Raw genomic sequence first — 24,575 nt, 5'->3', positions numbered from 1 at the left:
GCTACGCTTGAAAGGTGACTAGCTAGTCCTTTTATCTACGGGAACACTGATAGGAGTACTGTCTATGACACAACAGAAGTACAGAGGTGGGGCCGGTAATTTTGCCCACGATCCGGAACGCGCAAAAGAAGCGGGCAGCGCAGGAGGCAAAGCCAGCGGAGGCAACTTCAGGAATAATCCTGAACGAGCCAGGGAAGCGGGTCGGAAAGGTGGCAAAAAGAGCCGACGTCCGCCTGGTAATTCTGAGTAAGGCGCCTCAGGAGGTGGTTCGCCATGGACTGGCTTATCTGGCAGGTCATTTCCGCCGACAGAAAAGCTGCCTGTATGGCAGTGAACCTCATACTGCTCCCGCTGCGCATCTGTCGGCTTTCTAAGCTGCCTGTTCGGCAGTGAACCGGGGGCAAAAGAAAGCCACTCGTTGTGAGAATTGCTAAGCTGCCTGAGCGGCAGTGCGCCAGCGAGAGGAGGATTTGCGGGAAGTTTTCGATTTCTAAGCTGCCTGTACGGCAGTGAACGGTCATCTACAGCCTCTCCTGTCACGGCGACTTTTCTAAGCTGCCTGTACGGCAGTTAACTGGATACGCTTATTCAGTGTATTGATGAAGTCTTTCTAAACTGCCTGTACGGCAGTGAAGCTGACGCTGTTAAGAAACGTCTGTGGGCGCTGTTTCAATGCTGCCTGAAGGCGGCTGATTGGGTTTGTATGCCCCACCCGGCGCTTATCTCCGGCACTCGTGTTGGCTTAGCTCTTGAAGGGGCGCAAGAATATTCTCATAAAAACCGCTGTCTGATTTATCCTTTCTTGCGAAAGATATTATTAGCCTGCTAATTTTATCCTTTCCCCGGCTTGCTCTTCCGGTCGCCAGATTTATAGCTACACTAAGTCAAATACCGGCGCTTTCTGCCCCGCTGTATCTTAACTGAGAGGTCAGGCATATGCCATCCGGACAGTTTTACATCCTTGATCAACCAGAATTTTCTTTTACCTGCGACTATCATCTTGACAGCGTAGCCGACCGCGCCTTCGAGTCGCGGCTGCTGCTGGAGATTCAGAAGGAGAATCAGCCCGTCGAAGTCTTTGCCCCGCTGAGTATTGGCCAGTCTGTGGTGTTTGTCTCTCCAGGCGGCGAAGCGAAAACGCTGTTTTTAATCAGCGAGACGGCGACGCACTTTATCTTCTCCTCCCGCGCCTGACGGACGGATCGCCGCTACGGCAACGCGATCAAAGCAACCTCACAGGTTGCGCCGGGCATCATTTTATCCAGTCCGTCCGTCAGCATTTTTGCTGCGGCGTGGAGTTCTTCAACAGGCATTTGCGGCAGGCTTTCAAGGATGAACCACATCTCTTTGTCGACGGCGCTCAGACGCGTTCTGACGCCCTGTCGCCAGTTCCAGCGGCGGCAGGTGACGCCCGTATCATCACGCCAGATAACTTCGCCAGGCTCAGGCGTTTCTACTGCGGGATGCCCTTCCCGAAAGGTATCAAAGTGTTCCGTCCCGTCGGCGATAACCAGCCTGGGCATACCGTCAAAGGCGGCTGAATTCTCCCCGCCAACTGGAATCGCATAGCGCAGGCTGACTGCGTTGTAGAGATCAACCACAGGATCGAGCGACGCCATCGTCCCGTCGCGCAGAACCCTTTTACGCAACGCCTCTGCTGAGCAGGGGGTCCGTTTTGGCTTTGCGCCAAAAGCGCGGAATACTTCGTTCCATGCCGCAAAATGAGCATTGGCCCAGGACGGCTGACCCGAAAGCACAGCGTCACAGGCTTCGCGCAGCGCGTCCGCGCCCGTCTGGGGGCGACGCACCGTCGCGGCAGCGACCTGAATACTTAATGCGCGGAAACCCGGTGCGATTCGACCGAGTTCCGGGCTAATTGACGGCAGCAGCAAAGGCATTTCATAATCCCATAATGACTAATTTATTGCATAATATCGACCGATGACCAAAAAAGTCAATATAATGACCGATGCCGATGCGGCGGCGGTCAACAACGCGATTTCAGCTCGTCTTAAGGGCTACCGCAGCGAAAAAAAACTGTCTCTGGATGAGCTGTCGCGTCGGGCCGGGGTCAGTAAAGGTATGCTGGTTGAAATTGAAGCCTGTAGAGCCAATCCCAGTATCGCGCTGCTTTGCCGCCTTGCTGCGGCGATGGGGGTTTCCGTAGCCGACATTGTCGATGTCGCCAGCCAGCCCCCGGTTCATATGATCCCGCCTGACGCGATGCCGGTGCTCTGGCAAGGCGAGCGCGGCGGCACTGCCCGCCTGCTGGCAGGCACCAGCGGATCCAATATGGTGGAGCTATGGCACTGGCAGCTTTTTCCGGGTGAGCGGTTCAGTTCGCCTGGTCATCCGCGCGAGACGACCGAACTGCTTCACGTTACTGCCGGCACGCTTGAGCTAAAAGTAGATGATGAGATCTTTTATATCGCAGCGGGTTGTTCAGTAGTCGCCGCAACCGAAGCGCCGCACAGTTATGCCTGCGCAGGCGATACGCCACTCGCTTTTACCATGACGGTGCATGAAAAAGCGCACTGACTGTTACTGGCTGCAATACCTCAGGAGTCTGATATGCTTACCGGTTTAAGCGCGTTTCCTCTGACGCCCGTAACGCCATCGGGCGTCGATGAAAAGGGATTTATTCGTCTTCTGGCGCGCCTGACGGCGGCTAAGGTGGATTCTATTGGTGCGCTCGGCTCAACGGGCAGCTACATCTATCTGACGCGACAGCAAAGAGAGCGTATCGCCGCGCTGGCGGTAGAGCATGCCGAAGGGATCCCCGTGATGATCTGCATCGGCGCAGTCGCCACGGCTGAAGTGCTCCTCTTAGCAGAGGATGCGCAGCGTGCTGGAGCCAGCGCCCTGCTGTTGCCGCCGGTGAGCTACCAGCGGCTGAACGACGATGAGGTCTTTGGCCTGTTCGAAACGGTGGCGCGGTCGGCTTCAGTGCCGATTTGTCTTTATGACAATCCGGGCACAACGCATTTTACTTTTACTCCTGAACTCTACGGGCGCATCGCTGCGCTGCCGGGCGTACAGTCTATTAAGATTCCCGGCGTAGCTGCCCAGCCCGATCGGGCGCTTGCGCAGATTAATGCGCTGCGCGCGGCGCTGCCGCAGGGAGTGAGCCTGGGGGTGAGCGGCGATGCGTTTGCCGCACTGGGACTGAATGCCGGATGCGATCTCTGGTATTCTGTTTGCGGCGGACTTTTCCCGCAAACGGCAAAAGCCCTGACCACCGCAGCGGCTCAGGGCGACCGCGATCGGGTTACTGAGCTATCCGCTCGTCTTGAGCCGCTATGGGAACTCTACCGCAAGCACGGCGGCAGTATTCGCGTGATGGCGGCGGCGGCAGGTATTCTGGGTCTCACCGATCCTGACTGTCTTCCCCGCCCGCTCCTGCCGCTTTCTACCGCAGACAGAGCAGAAGTGGCGGCCGTTATCGCCGCGCTGGAACTGGCTTGATCACTTCTGCCATGCAGGCGCAGACGCGCTACCGGCTGACAAATCGCAGGTAGCGCAGGCTAACTGCCGCTTCGCTTTATTTACCATTCCGCCTGCTCTTTTTATGCCCTTGAAAACGGGTGTAGAAGAGAGTCGCTTCATCTATACTTCCGGGGTTATTTTTAGCAGAGAAGAGTTGAATGTATACCCCACTTGATAACCTGTTGCAGCAGGAACTAGACCAAATAAATCGCGCGGAGAATCGCAACGATCGCCCTTATTTTGACGTTTCCTTTATTAAGCAATATCCGGGGCTGTATGGCCTGATGTGTTTTTTGTTTGTTATCACCATGGCCGTGCTGCTTTATTCCTCATCGTTCGGCACCATTGAGTATATTGTTTGCTGTGCAATATTCGCCGTCTGCAACTTCTTTTTCTTTTTCCATATTAATCCAGCCTATAAAGTTAAAGACATCGATAAAGGCGCGCTGAAAAATTGCTATACCGGCGACTGGTATATGGAGATTCATGTCCGCGACGCCTTTATCCACGCGCTGCTGGCTGGCAATGTGCTGAACGAGGAAGAAAAAACCAGACTGAAAAGCCAGTACGATAAAAAAGGCTATCTCTACTTTGCCGACATCTATCGTCTCAGACACTAGCGCTCTCAGGGCACAGGAATAACCGCTGTCCTGTTTTTCCTGTGCTAAGCTTTTTGCACGTTACCGGAGAGACGAGTAAATATGAATAAGCATTCAGACCAGAGAATAACCGATATTGTTATTGGCGAAGCCGTGATGGCTTTACTGGACGATGGCGCAGAGATCTCATGGAGCGCCCTGACGCATACGCTACAGCAGCAGCTGGAACAGGAGCATGATAGCCAACGCATTATTGCGATTCGCAGCGCGCTGACTGAAATACAGGATGAGTTGCGCGCCTGTCTTTTTTCACATCTCGCATTACATCGACCCTCGGCGCACAAGCAGCTGCACTGACCGCCCCGCAGTTTGTCTCTGAATGGCTCTCAGAACATTCCTTTTCTTATCTCAATGGCTTTCGCTGGCGCGTTCGCGTGCCAGGCTTAATGTTCAGATAACCTGTGAACTGGAGAGCGCGATGAAATTCTGGATTACCCTTTCCCTTGCCGCCGCACTAAGCTGTTCCGTTATGGCCTCTCAGGGTCAGTTTGAAACCACAAAGCTACAGATTAGCGACAGCGTTCATCCTTAATCAGATACCGCTATCGTCCGGCGTGCGGCCAACGACGATTTCGAGGCAGTGACGCAGCACATCAAGCTCGACCACATCGGTGGTGCTTTCCAGCTCGGCGATAAGATAAATAATGATAGCTTTACTGGTTACACGTTTGCCGCGAATAACAATGTCGCGAATAGCCGCATCCAGAACTCGCGTTTCCGCTTCCAGCCTGTCGCCTTCTCCGCGAAAGTGGTGAATGATTTCGGCTTCGATCGAGATGGTGCGTTGAGCAGCATAATGAGTTTGCATGATAAATTCTTTCGTTAAGATCTATTGGTGAGTGTGTTAATGTCAGGCGAAGCCGTGATGACCCTGACAGTAACCGTTAATGTGCCAGACTGACGCTTAGTGGCTAAACAGCATGCCGATAAGCAGATGAAGCTGTTTCTCTTCCTCCGGCCCGGAGGATTGCTCCAGACGGCGAATCAGTCGCGAACAAATCGCTTTACGGTTCAGGCTATGACCTGCACGCAGAATTTCGACAACCACCTGTCCCAGCGTCTCCTGCTGAGAGGGCAGCGCGGCACTGGCGATAAAGCGTCCGGTATCCGGAGTAATGACGTTCTGGCGCATAGTTATCCTTAGCGTTAACAAGTGATGAAATTGTGATCAGCTTTGCTATCTGTAAAGTTATACAACTTCTGAAAATTTGTACAGGTATTGTGTTGTTGTACAGGTCCGCTTTTTGTGCAAAAAGTGCTATATCGAGGAATAAAGCCTGTCAGAACGCGTTTTAACGCGCTGAACACGCAGCAGGCTGGTTGTACAACTTTGCACGCAGAAGATAAAAATCGGCAGAGGCGGAGCAGAAAAGCGTCATCCCTGACAACGTTCTCCGGCCGGCGCGCGTTGGACGCGCCCGATAAAGAGGCTATCTTTCATCGTCGTTTTCCGGCCGGAGCCGGATCACGTCCTCGCTGTGTCTTCCTTCATCGTCCTGACCCGCCACTGTCAGCCAGTGTAGGCCCGGCTGATCTCGTGTGTCATAGTGCTGGTATCCCTGAAGCCAGCGTCTGGCTTCAGAGATTTCAGACAGCCTTTCGGCACAGGTTTCAGTTTCCGCCATCAGACCAAGCTCAGCGATAAGTGTATCAACGCTTATTTCCTTCTCACCGAGAGCCAGGCTAACTACTGCTTCGCCGATAACGGCGTGGCCTTTCTCATCGTTGTGAAATAACACGTAATATCCTCCATTTCTGAATTAATGATAACCTCACTGTTCATTTTAGCGGCTGGACTTCGGTTGATATTTCTTTTTTGTAAAGGCCTGAGCAAGGCGTAAATCATTTTCTGGCGAAGCGGTAAATAAAACTGCCTGCGGCAATATAAGCAGAGCGGCAGCCAGAAATTCCCTCTTTTACTTACGATTAGCCAGTCTGTTCAATGGGTTAGCCAGAATCATTCAGGCAACATTCAGTCAAGAAAAAAAAGCAGAAACCCCTTGCGTTTATTTTATAATTCCGAACTTTTCTTAATTTTTACGCCCTGAGTGTAATTAAGCACAAATAAGCCCTCCCGAATTGGCGTCTCACCTGCTATAGCTGTTATGGTGGCGGCGACAATCACGTAAAACCGGAGCATTAATGCTTACTACAATAATTTATCGCAGCCATATTTCTGATGAGGTTCCCGTTAAAACCTTGCCTGCTATGGTGGATCAAGCCAGCCTGCTTAACGCTTCTCATGAAGTCACGGGAATTTTGCTGTTCAACGGCACGCATTTTTTTCAGATTCTGGAAGGGCCGGAAGCGGGCGTGCTGACAATTTATGAAAAGATCTGCGCGGATAAACGCCACCACAACGTCGTAGAGCTGATGCGTGACTATTCGCCTTCTCGCCGTTTTGGTAACGCCGGTATGGAGCTGTTCGACCTGCGTGAACATGACCGTTCAAGCGTGCTTCAGGCGGTGCTGGATAAAGGCACGTCGCGTTATCAGCTGACCTATGATGACCGCGGCCTACAGTTTTTGCGGACCTTTGTCGAATCGCGCGAGAAAGAGAACTATTTCGAAGTCCCCCCCGTCGAATACTGGGACTTTATTGCCGATCAGACCGGCGCCGATGCCTGGTCATCCGATCATGGCGTGACTTTCCATCCGGTTATCGATCCGCTGGGCCGTCAGGTTACCGCCATTGAAGCTATTGCCAGCGGTGATATCGCCGCCGCAGCGGAAGGCGTGCATAAATATCAGGCCAGCCTTGATGCCGCCCGACAGGCCTTTGCGCAGGCGGGGAAAGCCTGTCCTGACGGCATGTCGCTCTACGTCAGCGTGCTGCCCATGACGCTGGTCGCGATCCCGGATGCGGTGAACACGATCGTTGAAGCCATCCATCGCGCCGGGCTGGTGCCTGAGCAGGTGATTATCGGCGTCAGTGAAACTGAAGTGATTTCACAGCTTGACGCCTTTTCCGTTGCGGTTCGACAGCTTAAAGAGGCCGGCATCAGCCTGTCGATTGACAACTTTGGCGACGGCTCTGCCGGCCTTTCGATGCTGACCCGCATCCAGCCTGATCGTATTCGCGTTGCTGCGGGCATTATCCGCGACGTGCATCGCAGCGGGCCAAAGCAGGCGGTGGTGCAGGCCATCATCAAATGCTGTTCAGCACTGGAGATTACCGTGATTGCCGCAGGCATTGAGCGTCCTGAAGAGTGGATGTGGCTGGAAGCCGCAGGCGTGATCAATTTCCAGGGGCGTCTGTTCACGCGCGCAGGCGCAGCCGTCGCCTGGCCTGAGTATCGCGAAGCTATCTAATCCCCTCTCTCAACATAACGGGCAAGGATCGCCTGTTAATGTCTGTTGCTCCCCTTACAAAGTCCGCTATGCTGCTCTCAGAATTATTTCAGAGGAGCTGCCTGTGACAGAAAGAATGTATTACACCTGCGACGCACTCGACATGGAGACCGAGGTGCTCAGCTGCACACCGCAGGAGAACGGACACTACCATGTTATTTTATCCGCCACGCTGTTTCATCCTCAGGGCGGCGGGCAGCCTTCCGATCAAGGCACCCTGAATAACGTCAATATGCTTCAGGCGATGCAGGATGGCGATACGCTGATTCATATCACCGATGGCCCGCTGCCAGCAGGTCCGGTCCATCTTAAGGTCAATGCCGAACTGCGCAGTCAGCACACCCGCTATCATTCAGCAGGCCATATCATTGGCCTGGCCGGCGAGAAATATGGCTGGCGAGGCGTCAAAGGCAACCACAAGCCCGGCGAAGGGCGCATTGTGTTTGAAGCCTTAGCCTCCCCTGCGACGGTTACGGTTGAGGACTTTACGGCCGAAATCGCCGCCCTGACTGAACACCCCGCCCCGCGTCGCATTACCGAGGCCGAGGGCAAGAGAATGGTGACCTGGGGAGAACTGAAACCCTACGCCTGCGGCGGAACGCATGTGCAAAATACGGCAGACATCGGCCACATCCAGATTATCAAGGTCAAAGAAAAGAAAGGGCAACTCACGGTGCAGTATGCGCTGGGTGTCTGAGCGGCAGTAGAAAAACCCGTCCGCCGCGTCAGGCCGACCTGTTTTCGCCATTGCTAATGCCGCAGCGAAACCGGACCTTTGCAACGCGCAAGTGACACTGACGCATCCGATAACGCCGGCCCAGCCTTCGTCACGGTCCTGGTCATGAAGGGTTCTGTAACCGGTTTCAGAGAACGTTGCATTTCTCACATCCCGCGTGCTGGCGCTGCGCTAATATAAACTGGTAACACACAGCAACGTGTTGCCTACGATATTAAATCTAAAGACACTCTCTGTTGCCCGCATTGCGCGGGCTTTTTTACTTTCAGGGCAAGGCGTCAATGCAGCTTGCATAGTCAGCCTGCTGGCTACAGGCGATGTGTTGATTAATCCGCGTCATCATGTCGTCGAAAAAGGGGTTAGAGGTGGCCCGCATAAAGGTCTCAGGTCCCACGTTAAGGCTGGCGCTTTCGCCACGTAGCGCCATTGCGCCGAGTGAAATGCCGTAGCGATTCACGACGCTGGGGTGAAGTCCATAGAGCGAGTCGTTGAGAGGAAAAGGCAAGGCGATATGCGAAAGCGAGAACATATCCTGCGGCCATGACAGGCTCAAAGGTTCGACCTGTTCCACCGCGCTCCCGGCCGGAGTCAGGCGCGCCGAGGCATGCAGGGTGGCCGGCGTCGCGTTAGTGATAACGACGGTCGCATAGGAACGCGGCGCCTTTGGCAACAGCCGGTCAGTGGCCGAAGGCAGCGCCGCGCGAAACAGCGCGCTGATATTCGCCGCCTGGTTAATATCAAAGATCACCAGCCTGCTGCCGTTGCGAGGCAGATAGCGATACAGCGCGTTAACCACTGCTGCCGTGCTGACTGTGGCATCCGTAATGGACTGGAATGTCAGCACAGGCGGCAGCGCGGCCAGTTTTCCACGCCGCGACTGCTGCACGATTTGCGACTGCAATGCCTGGGTCAGCAGCCAGGACTGTCGTGCGGCATTTACCGGAAACGAATTATATTTAAAGGGATTATATTCCGGCACAACGCTCAGCCATGCCGTTCTGGCAAAGGCGGGAAACCAGGCAGGCCAGCCGGCGAGACCGGCAAAGCGGGCATAGCCATTGACCCCGACCATCGGCGATAGCAGCACAATTTGCTGCGGCGCCGGCAGCGCGGGGTCGTCGAGCTGATCCAGCGCATACTTTATTGCCAGCGCCCCGCCGTTGGAGTAACCGACCAGATGCAGCGGAAGCGGAGAGCCAGCCAGCCGCGTCGCTTCCCGCACCGCCAGCCGGGTGGTCGCCAGCCAGGCTTTCCAGTTCACGCGGGTAAGTGAGCCGGGCGCCGTTCCGTGCCCAGGCAGACGCGGAACAACGGCGATAAATCCCTTCTGCTGATAGTCCTCAGCCAGATAGCGCATGCTGTAAGGCGAGTCAGTCAACCCGTGCAGCAGTACCGCTATCCCTTTCGGCGCGCCTTGCGGCATCAGAACAAATGAGCGATTCCAGTCAGTGTGAAAATGCGCCGGATAAACCGGACTGCGCGCATTAAAGCGGTTTATCGCCGTTTTCTCATCCTCGCTCAGCCTGTTATCCAGGTTGAGACGCATATCGCGGAAAATAGCCTCTTCCCGCGACAGATACCCGGCAAAACTGGCGTGGTCGATTTCATCCGGCGACATTTCATCTGCGCTCCAGGTGTGCCAGCGATGGAGCGGCGGCCCCTGTTCCGACTGATAAATGCGCCCGATAAAAAAACAGAGCAGCAGCATAGCGACGATAAAGAGTATCTTTTTTGCCAGCGCAAACGGAGAGAAATGGCGCACGATGTCTGTTTCCTTTTCCTGACCAGCGTTGATTATACCCGCGGCAAACCAAACGCAAGGCTACCAGAATGCCAGTTTGCCGTTACTGTGCCTCTGCCTGCGCAGCGCTGGCGCGCTATCTCATCCGTGCAACCCGATCGATAAACAACCGGGCCAGTTCGGCAATCGTACCGTTGCCCGGTAATCTCTCCTCATTGATGCGCAGCATAAGCGACGTTGAACGCCGCTGTCCCTGTAGCAGCGGCAGCGGACGAAGTTCGCCGCTGCTTAGCAGCGGCGCAATTGTCTGCTCCGGTAGCCAGCCATAGCCTAACTGATGCTGTACGGCTTCAATCGCTGCCGACAGCGTCGTGAAAGACCAGTTCCCGGCCTGCTCGCCATTGAACTCTGGCTGCTGCTGCTGCTGACGATCCAGTATCGTTATACAGGGCCAGCGGGCGAGAGTGGCCGCACTAAGCGGCGACGGTTCGCTGTGCAGCGGGTGGAGACGATGGGCGACCGCGATGAAATCGATGCTCATCAGGCTTTCTCCCGCCAGCGACTCGTTGCCGTGCTGCGCCACCAGCCAGAGATCGGCCTGCTCTTCAGCCAGCCTGTCGGGCGTTTCGCTGCGAACTATTTCGCTAAGCCAGATACGGACATGGGGATACCGCTGCTGAAATTGATGCAATACATCAAACAGCAGCGCTTTTGGCACAATCGCATCCACCATAAGATCGATGCGCGATCGTTCACCACGCTGCAGCGCATCCGCGCGGGCTTCAAGCGCGCTAAACCCCTCCAGTAGCGGACGTACCTGGGCGAGCAGCTGATGCCCTTCTGCGCTGAGCACGGCACGACGTCCCTCTTGTTTCAGCAAGGCAATGCCCAGCCGCTGCTGTAGCAGGCCAAGCTGATAACTTAACGATGACTGGCTGCGGTTATTCCTCTCCGCTGCGCCCGCGAAGGTTCCCTCTTTCACCACCGAATCGAGCAAAAACCACTGTTCCAGCGTTGTTTTAAGCATAAAAATCAATCTAAAAATTCGATAGTTTAACGCTAAAAATAGCGTTATTAATCGCTTTTTTAAAGCGCGATACTCTCCTCAAGGCAAATAAATGAGGAATTAATCATGAGCACCTTTGATAAACACAATCTGTCTGGTCTGGTTGGCAAACATCTGGTTTACACCTATGACAACGGCTGGAACTATGAGCTTTATATTAAAAACGCAGAGACGGTCGACTACCGTATCCACAGCGGCATGGTGGGCAACCGCTGGGTTAAGAATCAGCGCGCGTTTATCGTCCGACTGGCGGAAGATGTCTATAAAGTGTCCTGGACCGAGCCTACAGGCACTGATGTCAGTCTGGCCGTTAACATGGCCGATAAAGTGTTCCACGGCACCATTTTCTTCCCGCGCTGGGTGATGAATAATCCGGAAAAAACTGTCTGTTTTCAGAACGAACATCTGGAAGAGATGGCCAGCTATCGCGAAGCGGGTCCGGCTTACCCCACTGAGGTTATTGATGAGTTCGCAACCCTGACCTTTGTGCGCGACGCGGGTGAGAATAACGACAGCGTGATTGATTGTCCGGCCAGTGAACTGCCCGACAATTTCCCGGCTAATCTGAAAAACTAACAGAGCCAGAAGACGTCATCCTGACGTCTTCTGCTTGCAGCGCGGCCAGCGGCGACTCCAGCCTCTGTGCTCAGCTTATCGGGTCTTCTCAGAGGCAGAGTGTGGGAGAAACAGGGTATTACCCGGCTGTCATCCCTTTTGAAAGAAGGAGACAGTCGGCCTGAGACGGGTCTCTATACTCTGAGCCTTACCCACAGTCCCCCCAGCACCAGACCTGCGGCAGCCAGTATCAGCGCAGGCTGGAGCGTACCAGACAGCAGCACGCTTGCCGAAGAGACCAAAGGTCCCGTTAACTGGCCGGTGGCGTAGCCTGCGGTGAGTACCGCCACGGTTCGCGCCGCTGCCTCTGCTGAAATTTCGCGAGCAAGACGCATCGTCAGTTGCATAATCGATAAAAAGCCCAGTCCCGTCAGCAGCGTGGCAATCAGCAATCCTTTCACGTCAGGCAGCAGTACGACGCTGGCTACGCCAGCGCCCTGTACGACCATGGCCGTCGCCAGCGCAGAACGGGTATTGAAGCGTGAAGCAAAAGCCATTACCAGCAGTACACCAGCTACGGCAGCAAGCCCAAAAAGCGGCCAGAACAGCGCGGCCATATTGCCAGCGTGAAAGAAACTGCGCGCCATTTGCGATAAGAAGGTCGCTGGCAGGATGTAACCGAAACCGGCCAGCGTATAGGCGGCCAGCAGGGCCTTCAGGCGGCCATTAAGCGGCGTCGCCGCGACCGGGCGATCGGAAAAAGGCAGCGTTTTCGGCAGCCGGTTAAACACCATCAGCGCCGCCGCAGCGGCAACCAGCCCATAGACGCCCCAGGCTTGCGCGGCGTGAAAGCCGCAGGCGGACATTAGCCACGCCAGCGCGCCGGTTAAGGTAATTCCCACGCCAGGGCCGGTAAATACCGCCGCCGATAATTTCGGCGCCTGATACGCCGCCAGCGTCAGCTGCGTCCAGGAGGTCACGATAATCAATGCCCATGCGCCTCCGACGCCTGCAATAAAGCGAAACAGACACTGAAGAAAAAAGTTAGCGGCGATCGCTGAAAGCAGCGTCACCAGCACCGTTGCCACTAATCCGGCTTTTAAATAGCGGGCGTGATGCCGCCGCATACGGCTGACGTGAATCGCGCCCAGCAGGTAGCCGATATAGTTCATTGCCGCAAGAAGACCGGCGCTGGAGAGCGATAAATGACCATCGTGAATCATCAGGGGAATTTGCGGCGTCAGGGAGAAACGTCCAATACCCATAACGGCCACCAGCGTAATTATGCCGGTTAACATAGTGGTGACTGCGCCGGGCGCGCGATGAGCTTGTCCGGCAAAGAGAGGCGTCGTCATATTTTTGCTTTTAATCCGTGAAGTAACTTACTCTGGCGGCCAGTGTAAATCTGCACGGCTAAGCGAAAAACAGGGCTAATTATCCTGTGATTACAGGTCATACCCAGGAGTACGAATGATGCGCAACGACAATGTGAAAAACTTTTTAATTCAGCATCGCTCGCGCGTCAACCCAGAGGATTACGGCTTTAGCCGTCGCCATCGTCGCGTGGAGGGCCTGCGACGCGAAGAAGTGGCCCAGCTCGCCGCCGTCAGCGTCAGCTGGTACACCTGGCTGGAACAGGGCCGCGATATTCGTATTTCTCCTGCGGCGCTGCGCCGCATCGGCAAAGTTCTCCAGCTCTCAACCACCGAACAGGCCTATCTCGACACCCTGATTTTTGGCCACAAAAGCGGTCCCGCGCAGCAATCTGAGGTGCCTGAAGAGGCGATGGCGATGGTAGACGCGTTGTCGCCGCATCCGGCATTTATCCGTCGCGCGAATATGGACATCCTTTACTGGAACGACGCAGCCCGGCAGCATATTTATGACTGGTCGCTTATTCCTGAAAGCGATCGCAATTCGCTGAAGCTTCTTTTTATTAACGCAGGTTATAAACAAAAAATTTATGACTGGGAGCAGGCGGCCAGACACAGCATCGCAGCCTTCCGCGCCTATTATGCCGCCAGCCAACATGCGGAAGCATTTGAAAAGGTTGTCAGCGACCTTAGCGCGCGCAGCGAATTATTCAGAGAGATGTGGCATGCGCAGGATGTTAATAAAGTCGGCGCAGGCAACAAAGCCCTCATTGATAGCGAAGGAAAAATAAACCATTACACCTATACCTCGCTGGAAATAGAGAGCGCGCCGGGTATCTTCGTTATTTTTTATCTTGCGCGTCAGCGTTAGGGTTTGCTGGCGAGACGCAGGCGCATCAGGGGTTATCGCGCGGCCAGAGGCGGCCGCGTCATCACCGCCGGGAGGCGTCTCCGCCGCGGCTGCGCAGCGCCTGTTTATCCAGCCGCGCATTACCGGTGCGCCTTAACATTTCTCTTCTCGCCGTCTAACCTGCGCAGTGCCTTACGCGCTTTACTCGCTCCCGTCCTGTTTTCGCTCAGCGTATAAAAATGCGCGCGACCACACAGATGCTTTTTTTCATTCATCCATAATTAAGGGTTAAATTAACGTATCGGCGCACTAAATAATAATGCCATCCGGTGGTAAATAAGCGGCTATCTCATATACTCACTGTATGCAGCGACAAATAAAAAAGCTTCTCTGGCGAATGTAATCCCGGCCTGGATTTATTCAGGTCTGACGGGAGATCGACAATGCGTAATATCCATTTAGCGATGTTAATAACCCTGTTTGCATTATGCGGCTGTCAGGCCATGCCCCCGCAGGAGGCGCGCATGAGTCGCGCTGTGGTGAGTGAAACCAGCAGCCGAAGCGCGCAACAGGTCAGCGACTGTATCTATCACGGCTGGTCAACCACCCACGTCGTTCAGAACGATCCCACCACCCATATTGAGCTGGAAAAGGGTCGAATGACGATCTTTACCTGGCAGGATTCTATGTTCGCGGATGTTTACCCGCGCGGCGCAGGGTCAGAGGTGCGTTTTTATAAGACCTTTAATATGGGACCAGAGGTGCTCGCCGATCGCAGCAGCATTGTTAAACTTTGCGCCTGAGGTTTAACAGGCGCTGGCTGAGCAGCGCGTTGTTTTTCAGTACTCAGCTGATGCAGCCAGCCACAGGACGATTTAGCGACGCCCTTTCACCACCGAGGCTTTCCAGCTAAAGTCGCTGACTTCGCTCTCTTTTAACGATTCAGGTTTCTTTCTGCGCAGGGGCGTTTTTTTAGCTTTATCAGCCTGCGCTTTCTCTCTGGCCAGTTTGCTGCTCATGATTTGCTGTCTGGCCTCGGCCGTAAACTCCTTTTCTTTTTTACTGTCAGGCTCTTTTCCGCTGCGCTGGCGATATTTTTCTCTCAGACCTTTGATTAACACATCCACCGCCAGGCGCTCTTCGGCAGAAAACTGATCGATGGAGATCATCTTTTTATCGCTCATAACCGCTCCTCCTGGGTAACTGACAGCGATGAGTGTACGCGGAAAACGCATTTATTGCCGCTGTTATGGCTTTCTTGTACCCTTCCCCACCTGTCTCAGGAGGAAAACTTATGCCCCATCATGCCAACGATCCGCTGCACGGCGTCACGCTCGAAATGCAGGTTAACGCGCTGGTTGCGCGTTTCGGCTGGGTTGAACTTAGCAAGCTGATTAATATCAACTGCTTCAGGAACGATCCCAGCGTGAAATCCAGCCTGAAATTTTTACGCCGGACGCCCTGGGCGCGCGCCGAAGTTGAAGCCCTGTATCTCGATTCGCTGGATAAGCCGGATTCCGCCGCCGCGCAGGAGCCGTCATTTAATCCCTGGACCGCCGGACGTGATAACTAACCCTGCCGCGAGGCCAGGAAAAATAGCTTTTTTTCGCCGGATAAGAAGATGAGTGTCGCTGAGGCGGCCTCAGCCGGTGAAAGAGATAGCAGGATGCAAAAGGCAACCATCCCTGGTCATGCGGAAGTCAAACTGCGGGGTCGTTCGGCCTGTTAACTCTGTAACAGAGCCAGCACCATTTCCGGTGACTGATTAGCGATTTTCATCACAGCGCTCTGCCCCTGTTGCAGAATCTGGGTTCGCGCCAGGCGGCTCGCCTCCTGGGCGTAGTCCGCATCCTGAATACGACTGCGGGCCGTTTGCGTATCAATACTTTGCTGCGCCAGCACCGATTTGTTTGATTCATACCGGTTAATCTTCGCGCCATAGTGCGAACGGTAAGCGCTCACCTTATTCAGCGCCGCGTCCACCGCCTTCATGCTGATGGAAATGTCGCCGTCGGTCAGCAGCGTGGTATTGTTGAGTCCTAGCGTTTTCAGGTCGGTGGGCGTCGGCTCCAGCGTATCAGTCTGCATCTGCTGACCGAAATCAGCGCTGGTGACGACGTCAAAAGGCCGACTCTGCTTCGGCGGCACCGCTGGCTGGATTTCCGGTTCCGGCAGCGTGCCCCAGGTCAGCTTGCTGGTGAAAGAGCCGTTGCCCACCACCACCACAATCAGATCTTCCGTTACCTGATCCAGACTGATCTGCTCCAGCGGGTTGCTGAGGATAGTGCCGTTGTTATAGTCGCCGCTGGTGGTGTCTTCATAGCGATCGCCATCGCCGCTGTAGCGGATGGTCATACCGTTATAGACCTGGGTTGCGCTGCCGTTCAGCGCCCAGCTCGCGCCGCCCTCCAGCAGCTGCGAATCGTCATAGGTCGCGCCGCTGGTAAAACCGTTGCCGCTGGTGAGCAGGCTGGCGGTCGCGGATGCGTCATCGGTAATCCCTTTGCTGACCCAGGTATAATCCGGATCGCTGCCGTTGACGGGCGTACCGGCCAGATGTTTACCGTCGCGCGTAAACAGCTGCACATCATCGTCCTGACCCAGCGAATCGATGGTGATGGTGATGTTGGTCGCGCCCGCGGGAATATAGGCTAATGGCACAATGCCGGACGAAAACGAGTAGCTCTGGCCCGCCACGGGAAACCGGGTTTTAATCGGTAGCACATTACCCAATAGCGCGGGCGGCAAATCGGGATCGCTGGTGGCCAGCGGGTACTGACCAAAGATTTCCGTTTGTTCCGAAATGTCGGTGATGCCCGCCAGGATCTGTTGATACTCTTCATTAACGCTGGCCCGGTCAGCGTCCGACAGCGTGCCGTTGGCCGCCTGAATCGCCAGCCCTTTTGCGCGGATCAGTAAGCTGCTGACGGTTTGCAGACTCCCCTCGGCGGTTTGCGCATAGCTAATCGCGTCACTCAGACCGCGTATAACCATATTGTCAGCCTTGACGTTTGCTGTCATGCGGTTGGAAATGGCCTGTCCTGCGGCATCATCTTTTGCGCTGTTAATACGCGAACCGGACGAGAGTCGTTCGATCACCTCACCCAACACTGACGAGCTGTTTTTCATTGCATTATTCGTCAGCGCGGCAGAGTCGTTGTAATTTATTGTTAACATAGCCGCTACATACCTCATGGAAACTGTATGATTTATCGGCGTAACGCGGGGAGGCTTTAACCACGAAAGCTGAAGAAACGCCGGTTTGCGCCGCAATTCGGGTTAAGTCGCTGATTAGGAATCGCTTTAAATAACAAAAAATTTTCAACTATTCCGCTTCGCTTCCTTAGCTGGCGGTTGAGATGACCCCTGCTGCTGTTAGCTGCCCGTTTGCCTGACAAACGGGCAGCAATGGCATCCTGAGCGGCGATTTATTTGCCGATGCTGATGACGATTTTGCCGAAGGCTCCCCGTGACAGATGGTTAAAGGCTGCAATCGCGTCGTCGAAAGAGTAGACGCGCTCAATTTCGGGCGCGATTTTATGCCGATCCAGGAAGGGGTTCATACGGTCAAAAGAGGTGCGCGGCGCAACCGCAATACCGCGCAGCGTGGTCTGCCGGAAAATCACCGGCATCAGATCCAGCTGAGAGGTCTGTCCCGCCAGAAAGCCGACCTGAGCGACTAGCCCGGCAACTTTCGTCGCCGCGACGGATTGATTGATCCCGTTACCGCCCGCGACATCAAGGGTGATGTCTACGCCTTTACCCCCGGTAAGCTCCAGCACTTTCTGCGACCAGTTCGGGTGGGTTTTATAGTTAATCCCCTCATCCGCCCCCAGCGCTTTGATACGTTCAAGGTTCTCATCGTTGCTGGAAGTGGCGATAACGCGCGCGCCGTGCGCATGCGCGATCTGCGCAGCAAACACGGAAACTCCGCCTGTTCCCTGTACCAGCACGGTCTGACCTGGCTGTAGATTCCCTACATCCATCAGCGCATACCAGGCGGTGAGCGCGGCGATGGGCAGCGTTGCGGCCTGTTCGTCAGACATATGCGCCGGCGCCTTCACGGCAGAGTTTTCATGAAGAATCATATATTCAGCCAGGCCGCCCGGCAGAGGCATTCCCAGACACCATGCGGGTTCATCCGCTGCCGGTTCGCCGTCGATCCAGCGTGAGTAAAGGTGGGAATTAACCCGGTCGCCCACCGCAAAACGCGTGACACCGTCACCTGTAGCCACTACGGTGCCGGCCGCATCCGAGACAGGGATAAGGGGTTTGGGTACAAGGTGCGGCTCATAAAAACCCTCGACGATGGCTTTATCACGAAAATTCAGTGAGACCGCGCCTACCCTGACCAACAGTTCGCCGGGACCCGGCGTTGGGGTTGCAATCTCTTCAGGCTGAAGGTTTGCCAGCCCAAAGTCTTTCAGTAGCCATGCTTTCATTATCTTCCTCATCTTACAATTCACTGGTGATGGTTAATCAGCCGCAGCGACAATCCGCTGCGCTCATCAGGTTGCAGTGATGATAAAAAGAGCGGGCGGCGTGAAAAAGACGCGCCAGAATCATTCAGTGGTATCAGGCAGGAAACAATCTGTCTGACATCCCGGCGCTGGACCGTTATACAATCAGACGGGTTATTCATAAAAGCAGGCAGGAACATGCGCTCAAACAGGCTGGAACAGATGGAGATCTTCGCGCAGGTGGTTGAGCTGGGAAGCTTTACGCGAGCCGCTGACAGGTTGCAAATGCATCGTCCGGCGGTGAGCAAAGCCATTCATCAGCTTGAGAATGCGCTCGGCGTCAGGCTGATCCACCGCACTACCCGCAAGCTAAATCTGACGGCAGAAGGCGAGGAATTTTATCAGCGCGCCAGAAAAATACTGGCTGACGTGGAGGATATGATGTCCTCGTATTCTTCTGACCAGCCGCCACGGGGCCGCCTGCGACTGGATATCCCGCTGGCGCTGGCGCACGCACTGATTATTCCCGCTATTGCAGAATTTCAGGCGCAGTATCCCCACATTGAGGTTGTTCTTACGGCGTCGGACAAAATTACCGATCTGATTACCGAAGGCGTGGACTGTGTTATCCGTCTGGGCGAGCTGGAAGACTCCAGTTTTGTATCGCGTCGGCTGGGTCTGGTCAGGATGGTCACCTGCGCCTCGCCGGATTACCTCTATCGTTACGGTCAGCCGCGATCCCCCGACGACCTGTTGCAGCATAAAGCCGTTAATTTTTTCAGCGAGCACAGCCGAGAACTGATGAGCTGGCAGTTTGTTGAGAATGGAGAGACGCGCTCTCTGCGTCCGCCCAGCAGCGTGCTGGTCAATAACTCAGATGTGCTGCTGAGCAGCGGTCTGGCCGGACTGGGCATCCTGCACGCGCTGCGCGCGGCTCTGGAGCCTTATATCCGCACGGGAGAACTGGTCGAACTGCTCTCCGACTACCCCGATGTCCCTAAGCCTGTCTCGGTGCTGTGGCCAGACAGACACAATCTTTCCCCTGCCGTCAGGGTCTTTATTGACTGGATAACTGACCTGTTTCGCCGCCGTCAGGATGCGTACTGAAAAGATTCAGACGTACCGATTAGTACCGCGCGCGTTGCTACGGCGTTCGCCGCCGGATTTTTTGCGGCATTGCCACGGGCATCTTCTACAATGCAGTGCAGAGAGTTATGCGGAAAACTGAGCCGCCCTTTTCCTGACGAGCGGCCGTCGCGGACTGAGACGCGCTTGCGTCTTTCAGCCCAGCCGCCTGAAATTTGCAAGGAGATGATATGCCACTTACGCCCGGTTTGAGACATGACGTCATACTGGGGCTTTACTGCCTGCCCGCGATTATCCTCATCAGCCTGACAGGCTTTATTACTGGCCATATTCCTGCCGCCAGCATCGCCGCCAGTGGCGCGCTGACGCTGGCGTTTGGCGCCAATAAGACCTGGGGAGGCTCCTCCCTGTCGCTGCTCTCAACCACGACGCTGGGCCTTGCCGTCTCGACATGGCTGGGTTGTATCGCTGGCAACCTGCTGCCGCTCTATGTCGGCGGCGCGCTGCTCTATACCGGTCTCTATGTGGTCATGGCGAATATCGATGCCAGCGCGTGGTGGATGCTACAACAGTGGGCGATAGCCTATCTGGTATCGGGTAATTATGCCGGTACGGCAGAACATGCGCTGTGGCGCGCTGGCCTTGCCGCTATGGGGGGAATGATTCAGATGGCTTTTCTCGCCCTGGTCTTTCAGCGCGGCCTTTTTCATCTGCGAGACTTCCGACCCGGCACCTGGATACGCTTCCTGAAGCATACATGCGGCAAATATAAGCATCGCATACACCTGCAATGGTCGGTCATCTGCGCCATGCTGGGAATGGCGGCGGCGCTCGCCGTAGTAGAGACATTCCACCTGCGAAACGGCTACTGGGCGGGCATGACCCTGCTTATCTGCCTGCGTAATAACTATCAGGATACCGTCTCACGGGTGCAGGCGCGCGTGCTGGGTACTCTCATCGGCGGTATCACTGCGGCAGGGCTGACGGATTATTGCAGCAGCCCGCTGTTCATCATGACGGGGTTTATCGTCACCGGCTTTATGGCCTATACCTTTTCCTGGTCCCTTATCGCACGCTCTTACGGCTTTTTTAGCTTTCTCATTACTATGATGGTGGTCTTTATGATCGCAGGCTTCGGTATTCCGCAGCCTGCGATCGCTACCCACCGGTTCGAGGCGACCGCGCTGGGCGGAATGGTGGCGCTTGCCGCTATCATGCTAACCAGAGCGGTAACGCGGAAGCAGATATTGCAGGGAGACCGCCGGCAGCAACAGCAGGAAAATCAGGATCGCCGTCCGTTATAGCCAGCGAGCGGGCGGTTTGCCGCCCCGCCTTTCTCTCCCTGAACAGGCAAGGCTAAGAGGCGATGCGTCGCTGCCCTGCTGCCTGGCGCATTAGCGTCAGGCTGAACATAGGATGAGCGCGCTGTTCTTTAGCGGCTCACGAGCAGGCCTGGCATAGCGCAGTGCTGGCTTATACCCACTTCCCGCAGCGCAGGCCTGTCTGTCAGCAATTGCTTTGCGCGCCCCCTGCGGTTTCAGATAAGATGATAGATAATTATCATTTCAGGCGAGCGCAATGAAAAAAATTTCCATGTCTGATATCGCCCGTGAGGCTGGCGTAGGCATTGCCACGGTCGATCGCGTGTTAAATGGTCGAGCGCCGGTGCGCCCGGAGACCCAACAAAAGGTGCTAAAAGCAGCCGAGCATCTGGGATACCGGGAGGAGTTGCTTCAGGTTATGTCGCGCGAAATAAAGTCGGACAGGGCCAGCGTGCGTACAGGCTTTATTTTGCTGTCAAAAGATCACTCTTTTTATGCTTCATTTGCCGAGCATCTGAAACAGTGCGCGCGCCAGCGTATGCAGACGGAACCTGAATTTTTATGGCTGGACATCGATAACATAGAGAGCATGGTGGACGCGCTGCATGCGCTGGCGAAACGGGTCGATGTTATCGGGCTGGTCGCGCTCGACCATCCACTGATACGCCACACCATCAAAGAGATTACCGCTTCCGGTATCTTTGTTTACGCTCTGTTTTCCGACTTTTCACCCTGTGGCCATTCAGGCTATATAGGGCTGGATAATCAGAAAGCCGGACGCACGGCAGGCTGGTTTGCCGACAGGTTGCTCAGACAAAACGAGGTTATCGGCATTCTGCTCGGCGACCATCGCTTTAACTGTCAGGAAAGCTGCGAAATCAGCTTTCGCTCTTATCTGCGGGAACAAAACAGCGGTTGCGTCGTGCTGGAGCCGGTAAAAACGCATGAGAGCATGGAAGGAGGCTACGCGGCGGCGAAGCGCCTGCTCAGTCAGCAGCAGAATCTGTCCTTGATCTATGCCCCATGCGGTGGGATAGAAGGCGTTCTTAAAGCTATTAAAGAGAGCGGCCGGAAAGGAATAAAACTGCTGTGCCACGGCCCGGTCGTTGATGGCGACCTTGCGCTTATTGAGGGAGATATTGAGGTCATGCTGCGGCATCGCCTTGATGAAATTGCCGCAAGGGTGACAGAAGAATTTTTGCGTCAAATGAGCGATACGGAGGCGAGACCGACGCATATTACCGTGCCTTTTGACGTTATCACGCGTGAAAACATCTGATCCCTGATCCCTGCCTGCGTTTCTGAATGCCAGCATGCGAGCCTGCCTGCATGCGAGCCTGCCTGCCTGCCTGCCGCCTGCCGCCTGCCGCCTGCCGCCACATAATGATAGATAACTATCATTATGTGATATAAATAAATCATGATCTATCTCTAAAAATGAAAGTTTCATTCTTGTTGATGATGAAACTCTTATTTAATACTCCCTGTACTTCATATCGCAGGGGAAGATCATGTCCGTTTCACATCCGCGTCATAATATTGCTTATGTCATGTCTATCTGCTGCGTAGCAGCACTTGGCGGACTGCTGCTCGGCTACGATTCATCCGTGATTTCAGGCGCCATCGAGCCGTTGAGTCTGCATTTTCAACTTACGCCTGCGGAAACCGGCTGGGCGGTATCAAATGTCATTATCGGATGCGTCATTGACTGCCTGCTTGCCGGGCAATTTGCCGATCGTTACGGACGAAAAAAGACGCTGCTGATCACGGCGCTGCTGTTTGTCGCCTCTGTCGCAGGCACCGCGCTGGCACCGAATTTCGAACTTTTTGTCGCGTTTCGCATGCTGGGTGGGCTGGGCATTGGCATGGCGTCGGTGGTATCGCCGGTATACATCGCTGAGGTGGCGCCAAAAGATTATCGCGGGCGCGCCATGACGATGCATATGATCTGCTGTGTCGGCGGGCAGGTGCTGGTGCTGCTGACCAACTATCTTATCGCCAGAGAAGCTACGCCTGAGTGGCTGAATGAAAGCGGATGGCGCTGGATGCTGGGTTCCGCCTTCGTGCCGTGCCTGCTGTTCTTTCTCTTTATCAGCTTTATTCCCGAATCGCCGCGCTGGAACGTTATGGCCGGACATGAGGAGCGGGCGTTGAAAACCCTGACGCGCATTTCCTCTGCGGCCCATGCAGAAAACGTACTGCAAGAGATAAAGACCTCCCTGCAATCCGCGCCCCACTCCTCTCAGGAAAAACAACGACTGCGCTTTGATAAACGCATGCTGATTTTCCTCGTGATCGGCGTCGGCCTGGCGCTGTTTAACCAGCTGACCGGCATTAATGTGATTCAGTATTTTGGACCTTCCCTGCTCAGAAACGTGACTGGCGGCATAGAGGAGGCGATGTTTATGACCATCTGGCTGGCCGTGATGCAGTTTATCGGGGTAATGGCAGGCATGGCGTTGATCGATCGGGTCGGGCGAACGCGGCTACTGTCGGTTGGCTCATGGGGCGCGGCAATCTGCCTCATCTACACCTTTATCGCGTTTTACAGCGGCGTGAAAGGCGTCGCTTCCGTCATCGGCCTGTTTGGCTTCATGTTGATATTCGGCGCGACCTGGGCGCAGGTGGTCTGGACTGTCATCGGCGAAATTTTCCCTACCCGACTGCGGGCAGCCGGAATGGGATTCTCGATCGGCGCCATGTGGATCGCTAATTTTCTCGTTAGCCAGAGCTTCCCGATGATGAACAGCAACCCCTGGCTGACGGCGCATTTTGGCGGCGGTTTTCCGCTGCTGATCTTCGCGGTTTGCTGCCTGATTTCATGGTGGTTTGTGCGCAGGTATCTGCCTGAAACCAAAGGCGTCGCGCTGGAAAAGATGGAGCAGCTGGTACTCGATCGCTTTGCACTGGCTAACCGCACAGCCACTCCCCGTAATGTCCAACCTGATGAGAAAACCTCATGACAATACGTATTGCTAACGCTCCCTGTAGCTGGGGCGTAGACGATCCCAAAAATCCCTGGCTGCCGTCCTGGCGAAAGGTTCTGCATGAAGCGGCGCTGGCAGGCTACAAGAGTATCGAGCTGGGACCCTGGGGCTATCTGCCAGTACAGCAAGATGAGCTGGCCGACGCGCTGAATCAGTATCAGCTCTCGCTGGTGGCCGGCACCATTTTTGACGATCTGGTCAGTGAATCTCATTTTCCGGCCATGATTGAGCTGACGCATGCTATCTGCCGCAACCTCAAAGCCGCTCCGGGCGCGGAAAAAGTGCACGGCGATAACCGCCCGCCCCCCTACCTGGTGATTATTGATTTTGGTAATCAGCAACGCGCCGCGCTGGCGGGCCAGCCAGAAAAAGCGCCTCGCCTCCTCACGGAAGAGTGGCAAACCCTGATGAAGCACATTGTTATTCTCAGCGAAATAGCCTGGAAAGAGTATGGCGTGCGCCCGGTTATTCATCCTCATGCCGGCGGCTGTATTGAATATGAGGATGAGCTGGCACAGCTGGTCGAGGATATTCCTCACTCTGTTGCCGGTCTCTGCCTGGACACCGGTCACCTCTTTTACTCCGGTATGAACCCGATCGATACGCTTGATAAATACTGGGATCGTATTGATTACCTTCATTTCAAAGACATCAACGCGTCGGTCTGGCGGGACGTAATTGCGGAAGAGGTGGACTTTTTCTCTGCCTGCGCCCGCGGGGTGATGTGTCCGCTCGGCAGCGGCGCGATCGACTATGCGCAGATACATCAGTTTTTACGCCAGCGTCGCTATCAGGGCTGGATCACCATCGAGCAGGAGAGAGATCCGCGCAATGCGGATACCAGTCTTCGCGATGTGACCGCAAGCCTGCACTATTTACAGTCGGTTGGTTTTTGAGGAGAAC

The 24,575-nt window shown here is 55.0% G+C and carries 27 protein-coding genes and 1 CRISPR repeat array; of the genes, 17 read left to right on the top strand and 10 right to left on the bottom strand.

The annotated features are described in order from the left end of the window. Positions 1–64: 64 nt before the first annotated feature. Both BBB56_RS12855 and BBB56_RS12850 read left to right on the top strand, forming a co-directional pair. Positions 65–250, top strand: coding sequence for a con-10 family general stress protein (locus BBB56_RS12855; protein WP_123801344.1), 186 nt, complete (start codon positions 65–67; stop codon positions 248–250). 117 nt (positions 251–367) lie between these two features. Further along, a CRISPR array of direct repeats spans positions 368–631; the repeat unit is 24 nt; unit sequence TTTCTAAGCTGCCTGTACGGCAGT. A gap of 305 nt (positions 632–936) precedes the next feature. After that, complete coding sequence (locus tag BBB56_RS12850) at positions 937–1,194, top strand: hypothetical protein (RefSeq protein ID WP_123801343.1); 258 nt, start codon at positions 937–939, stop codon at positions 1,192–1,194. A gap of 14 nt (positions 1,195–1,208) precedes the next feature. On the opposite strand, the gene BBB56_RS12845 is transcribed toward BBB56_RS12850, so the two are convergent. Beyond that, positions 1,209–1,898 carry a B3/B4 domain-containing protein gene (locus BBB56_RS12845; RefSeq protein ID WP_123801342.1) on the bottom strand — a complete coding sequence of 230 codons (690 nt, stop codon included), beginning with the start codon at positions 1,896–1,898 and terminating at the stop codon, positions 1,209–1,211. A gap of 43 nt (positions 1,899–1,941) precedes the next feature. Here BBB56_RS12845 and BBB56_RS12840 point away from each other — a divergent pair, with 43 nt between their 5' ends. The 4 genes from BBB56_RS12840 to BBB56_RS12825 all read left to right on the top strand — a co-directional run bounded on the left by BBB56_RS12840 (position 1,942) and on the right by BBB56_RS12825 (position 4,442). After that, on the top strand, positions 1,942–2,538 hold the full coding sequence (locus BBB56_RS12840) for a helix-turn-helix domain-containing protein (protein ID WP_123801341.1): 597 nt from the start codon (positions 1,942–1,944) through the stop codon (positions 2,536–2,538). 33 nt (positions 2,539–2,571) lie between these two features. Beyond that, positions 2,572–3,465, top strand: coding sequence for a dihydrodipicolinate synthase family protein (locus BBB56_RS12835; protein ID WP_123801340.1), 894 nt, complete (start codon positions 2,572–2,574; stop codon positions 3,463–3,465). Between the two features lie 179 nt (positions 3,466–3,644). Continuing rightward, on the top strand, positions 3,645–4,106 hold the full coding sequence (locus tag BBB56_RS12830; RefSeq protein ID WP_123801339.1) for a YlaC family protein: 462 nt from the start codon (positions 3,645–3,647) through the stop codon (positions 4,104–4,106). A gap of 81 nt (positions 4,107–4,187) precedes the next feature. Next, a complete protein-coding gene (locus BBB56_RS12825; RefSeq protein ID WP_123801338.1) occupies positions 4,188–4,442 on the top strand; it encodes a hypothetical protein in 255 nt (84 codons plus the stop codon). 235 nt (positions 4,443–4,677) lie between these two features. On the opposite strand, the gene BBB56_RS12820 is transcribed toward BBB56_RS12825, so the two are convergent. The 3 genes from BBB56_RS12820 to BBB56_RS12810 form a co-directional block, all read right to left on the bottom strand. Further along, positions 4,678–4,953 carry a biofilm development regulator YmgB/AriR family protein gene (locus tag BBB56_RS12820; protein ID WP_123801337.1) on the bottom strand — a complete coding sequence of 92 codons (276 nt, stop codon included), beginning with the start codon at positions 4,951–4,953 and terminating at the stop codon, positions 4,678–4,680. A 96-nt stretch (positions 4,954–5,049) separates the two neighbouring features. Next, the gene (gene ycgZ, locus BBB56_RS12815; RefSeq protein WP_123801336.1) at positions 5,050–5,277 is read right to left on the bottom strand and encodes a regulatory protein YcgZ; all 228 of its coding nucleotides are present in this window, start codon (positions 5,275–5,277) and stop codon (positions 5,050–5,052) included. A gap of 298 nt (positions 5,278–5,575) precedes the next feature. Next, positions 5,576–5,884: a hypothetical protein gene (locus tag BBB56_RS12810; protein WP_123801335.1), complete on the bottom strand. Its 309-nt coding sequence runs from the start codon at positions 5,882–5,884 to the stop codon at positions 5,576–5,578. A gap of 403 nt (positions 5,885–6,287) precedes the next feature. Here BBB56_RS12810 and BBB56_RS12805 point away from each other — a divergent pair, with 403 nt between their 5' ends. Then, on the top strand, positions 6,288–7,457 hold the full coding sequence (locus tag BBB56_RS12805; RefSeq protein ID WP_123801334.1) for a diguanylate phosphodiesterase: 1,170 nt from the start codon (positions 6,288–6,290) through the stop codon (positions 7,455–7,457). A 103-nt stretch (positions 7,458–7,560) separates the two neighbouring features. Beyond that, positions 7,561–8,193 (top strand): alanyl-tRNA editing protein, encoded by a 633-nt coding sequence (locus tag BBB56_RS12800; protein WP_123801333.1) that lies wholly within the window; start codon positions 7,561–7,563, stop codon positions 8,191–8,193. Between the two features lie 304 nt (positions 8,194–8,497). Here the strand turns inward: BBB56_RS12800 and BBB56_RS12795 are convergent, their stop codons facing one another. Next, complete coding sequence (locus tag BBB56_RS12795) at positions 8,498–9,940, bottom strand: alpha/beta hydrolase (protein ID WP_123801442.1); 1,443 nt, start codon at positions 9,938–9,940, stop codon at positions 8,498–8,500. Between the two features lie 169 nt (positions 9,941–10,109). Next, positions 10,110–11,000: a LysR family transcriptional regulator gene (locus BBB56_RS12790; protein ID WP_123801332.1), complete on the bottom strand. Its 891-nt coding sequence runs from the start codon at positions 10,998–11,000 to the stop codon at positions 10,110–10,112. Between the two features lie 105 nt (positions 11,001–11,105). Between BBB56_RS12790 and BBB56_RS12785 the strand changes: the two genes are divergently transcribed. Further along, positions 11,106–11,615, top strand: coding sequence for a phenolic acid decarboxylase (locus BBB56_RS12785; RefSeq protein ID WP_123801331.1), 510 nt, complete (start codon positions 11,106–11,108; stop codon positions 11,613–11,615). A gap of 173 nt (positions 11,616–11,788) precedes the next feature. Here BBB56_RS12785 and BBB56_RS12780 read toward each other — a convergent pair whose 3' ends face one another. Further along, positions 11,789–12,949 carry a YbfB/YjiJ family MFS transporter gene (locus tag BBB56_RS12780; protein ID WP_123801330.1) on the bottom strand — a complete coding sequence of 387 codons (1,161 nt, stop codon included), beginning with the start codon at positions 12,947–12,949 and terminating at the stop codon, positions 11,789–11,791. Between the two features lie 115 nt (positions 12,950–13,064). Between BBB56_RS12780 and BBB56_RS12775 the strand changes: the two genes are divergently transcribed. Further along, positions 13,065–13,838, top strand: a complete 774-nt coding sequence (locus BBB56_RS12775; RefSeq protein ID WP_123801329.1) for a helix-turn-helix transcriptional regulator — start codon at positions 13,065–13,067, stop codon at positions 13,836–13,838. A 503-nt stretch (positions 13,839–14,341) separates the two neighbouring features. Continuing rightward, positions 14,342–14,620, top strand: a complete 279-nt coding sequence (locus BBB56_RS12770) for a hypothetical protein (RefSeq protein WP_233593028.1) — start codon at positions 14,342–14,344, stop codon at positions 14,618–14,620. Positions 14,621–14,692: 72 nt separating this feature from the next. Here BBB56_RS12770 and BBB56_RS12765 read toward each other — a convergent pair whose 3' ends face one another. After that, complete coding sequence (locus tag BBB56_RS12765) at positions 14,693–15,001, bottom strand: hypothetical protein (protein WP_123801327.1); 309 nt, start codon at positions 14,999–15,001, stop codon at positions 14,693–14,695. A 110-nt stretch (positions 15,002–15,111) separates the two neighbouring features. Here BBB56_RS12765 and BBB56_RS12760 point away from each other — a divergent pair, with 110 nt between their 5' ends. Continuing rightward, positions 15,112–15,390, top strand: a complete 279-nt coding sequence (locus BBB56_RS12760; protein WP_123801326.1) for a VF530 family protein — start codon at positions 15,112–15,114, stop codon at positions 15,388–15,390. Positions 15,391–15,542: 152 nt separating this feature from the next. Here BBB56_RS12760 and BBB56_RS12755 read toward each other — a convergent pair whose 3' ends face one another. Together BBB56_RS12755 and BBB56_RS12750 are read right to left on the bottom strand one after the other, a co-directional pair. Then, a complete protein-coding gene (locus tag BBB56_RS12755) occupies positions 15,543–16,994 on the bottom strand; it encodes a flagellin N-terminal helical domain-containing protein (RefSeq protein WP_123801325.1) in 1,452 nt (483 codons plus the stop codon). A 251-nt stretch (positions 16,995–17,245) separates the two neighbouring features. Continuing rightward, on the bottom strand, positions 17,246–18,259 hold the full coding sequence (locus BBB56_RS12750) for a zinc-dependent alcohol dehydrogenase family protein (protein WP_123801324.1): 1,014 nt from the start codon (positions 18,257–18,259) through the stop codon (positions 17,246–17,248). Between the two features lie 216 nt (positions 18,260–18,475). On the opposite strand from BBB56_RS12750, the gene BBB56_RS12745 reads away from it, so the two are divergent. The 5 genes from BBB56_RS12745 (at position 18,476) to BBB56_RS12725 (ending at position 24,568) form a co-directional block, all read left to right on the top strand. Then, positions 18,476–19,384: a LysR family transcriptional regulator gene (locus BBB56_RS12745; protein WP_123801323.1), complete on the top strand. Its 909-nt coding sequence runs from the start codon at positions 18,476–18,478 to the stop codon at positions 19,382–19,384. 209 nt (positions 19,385–19,593) lie between these two features. Further along, on the top strand, positions 19,594–20,667 hold the full coding sequence (locus BBB56_RS12740) for an FUSC family protein (protein WP_123801322.1): 1,074 nt from the start codon (positions 19,594–19,596) through the stop codon (positions 20,665–20,667). A gap of 274 nt (positions 20,668–20,941) precedes the next feature. Continuing rightward, a complete protein-coding gene (locus tag BBB56_RS12735) occupies positions 20,942–21,964 on the top strand; it encodes a LacI family DNA-binding transcriptional regulator (protein WP_123801321.1) in 1,023 nt (340 codons plus the stop codon). Between the two features lie 232 nt (positions 21,965–22,196). After that, complete coding sequence (locus BBB56_RS12730; protein ID WP_123801320.1) at positions 22,197–23,648, top strand: sugar porter family MFS transporter; 1,452 nt, start codon at positions 22,197–22,199, stop codon at positions 23,646–23,648. Beyond that, on the top strand, positions 23,645–24,568 hold the full coding sequence (locus BBB56_RS12725; RefSeq protein WP_123801319.1) for a TIM barrel protein: 924 nt from the start codon (positions 23,645–23,647) through the stop codon (positions 24,566–24,568). Before BBB56_RS12730 ends, BBB56_RS12725 begins: the two co-directional genes overlap by 4 nt. Positions 24,569–24,575 lie beyond the last annotated feature (7 nt).

The sequence above is a fragment of the Candidatus Pantoea deserta genome (genome assembly GCF_003813865.1).
Classification (GTDB): Bacteria; Pseudomonadota; Gammaproteobacteria; order Enterobacterales; family Enterobacteriaceae; genus Pantoea; species Pantoea deserta.
The sequence above is the reverse complement of the archived record's forward strand: the minus strand, read 5'-3'. Positions and strand labels throughout refer to the sequence as shown.

Bases quoted from the DNA above. Each gene is read 5' to 3' on its own strand.
- BBB56_RS12855 (WP_123801344.1), top strand. From the start codon at position 65: ATGACACAACAGAAGTACAGAGGTGGGGCCGGTAATTTTGCCCACGAT.
- BBB56_RS12850 (WP_123801343.1), top strand. From the start codon at position 937: ATGCCATCCGGACAGTTTTACATCCTTGATCAACCAGAATTTTCTTTT.
- BBB56_RS12845 (WP_123801342.1), bottom strand. From the start codon at position 1,898: ATGCCTTTGCTGCTGCCGTCAATTAGCCCGGAACTCGGTCGAATCGCA.
- BBB56_RS12840 (WP_123801341.1), top strand. From the start codon at position 1,942: ATGACCAAAAAAGTCAATATAATGACCGATGCCGATGCGGCGGCGGTC.
- BBB56_RS12835 (WP_123801340.1), top strand. From the start codon at position 2,572: ATGCTTACCGGTTTAAGCGCGTTTCCTCTGACGCCCGTAACGCCATCG.
- BBB56_RS12830 (WP_123801339.1), top strand. From the start codon at position 3,645: ATGTATACCCCACTTGATAACCTGTTGCAGCAGGAACTAGACCAAATA.
- BBB56_RS12825 (WP_123801338.1), top strand. From the start codon at position 4,188: ATGAATAAGCATTCAGACCAGAGAATAACCGATATTGTTATTGGCGAA.
- BBB56_RS12820 (WP_123801337.1), bottom strand. From the start codon at position 4,953: ATGCAAACTCATTATGCTGCTCAACGCACCATCTCGATCGAAGCCGAA.
- ycgZ (WP_123801336.1), bottom strand. From the start codon at position 5,277: ATGCGCCAGAACGTCATTACTCCGGATACCGGACGCTTTATCGCCAGT.
- BBB56_RS12805 (WP_123801334.1), top strand. From the start codon at position 6,288: ATGCTTACTACAATAATTTATCGCAGCCATATTTCTGATGAGGTTCCC.
- BBB56_RS12795 (WP_123801442.1), bottom strand. From the start codon at position 9,940: ATGCTGCTGCTCTGTTTTTTTATCGGGCGCATTTATCAGTCGGAACAG.
- BBB56_RS12790 (WP_123801332.1), bottom strand. From the start codon at position 11,000: ATGCTTAAAACAACGCTGGAACAGTGGTTTTTGCTCGATTCGGTGGTG.
- BBB56_RS12785 (WP_123801331.1), top strand. From the start codon at position 11,106: ATGAGCACCTTTGATAAACACAATCTGTCTGGTCTGGTTGGCAAACAT.
- BBB56_RS12780 (WP_123801330.1), bottom strand. From the start codon at position 12,949: ATGACGACGCCTCTCTTTGCCGGACAAGCTCATCGCGCGCCCGGCGCA.
- BBB56_RS12775 (WP_123801329.1), top strand. From the start codon at position 13,065: ATGATGCGCAACGACAATGTGAAAAACTTTTTAATTCAGCATCGCTCG.
- BBB56_RS12770 (WP_233593028.1), top strand. From the start codon at position 14,342: ATGAGTCGCGCTGTGGTGAGTGAAACCAGCAGCCGAAGCGCGCAACAG.
- BBB56_RS12765 (WP_123801327.1), bottom strand. From the start codon at position 15,001: ATGAGCGATAAAAAGATGATCTCCATCGATCAGTTTTCTGCCGAAGAG.
- BBB56_RS12760 (WP_123801326.1), top strand. From the start codon at position 15,112: ATGCCCCATCATGCCAACGATCCGCTGCACGGCGTCACGCTCGAAATG.
- BBB56_RS12755 (WP_123801325.1), bottom strand. From the start codon at position 16,994: ATGTTAACAATAAATTACAACGACTCTGCCGCGCTGACGAATAATGCA.
- BBB56_RS12750 (WP_123801324.1), bottom strand. From the start codon at position 18,259: ATGAAAGCATGGCTACTGAAAGACTTTGGGCTGGCAAACCTTCAGCCT.
- BBB56_RS12745 (WP_123801323.1), top strand. From the start codon at position 18,476: ATGCGCTCAAACAGGCTGGAACAGATGGAGATCTTCGCGCAGGTGGTT.
- BBB56_RS12740 (WP_123801322.1), top strand. From the start codon at position 19,594: ATGCCACTTACGCCCGGTTTGAGACATGACGTCATACTGGGGCTTTAC.
- BBB56_RS12735 (WP_123801321.1), top strand. From the start codon at position 20,942: ATGAAAAAAATTTCCATGTCTGATATCGCCCGTGAGGCTGGCGTAGGC.
- BBB56_RS12730 (WP_123801320.1), top strand. From the start codon at position 22,197: ATGTCCGTTTCACATCCGCGTCATAATATTGCTTATGTCATGTCTATC.
- BBB56_RS12725 (WP_123801319.1), top strand. From the start codon at position 23,645: ATGACAATACGTATTGCTAACGCTCCCTGTAGCTGGGGCGTAGACGAT.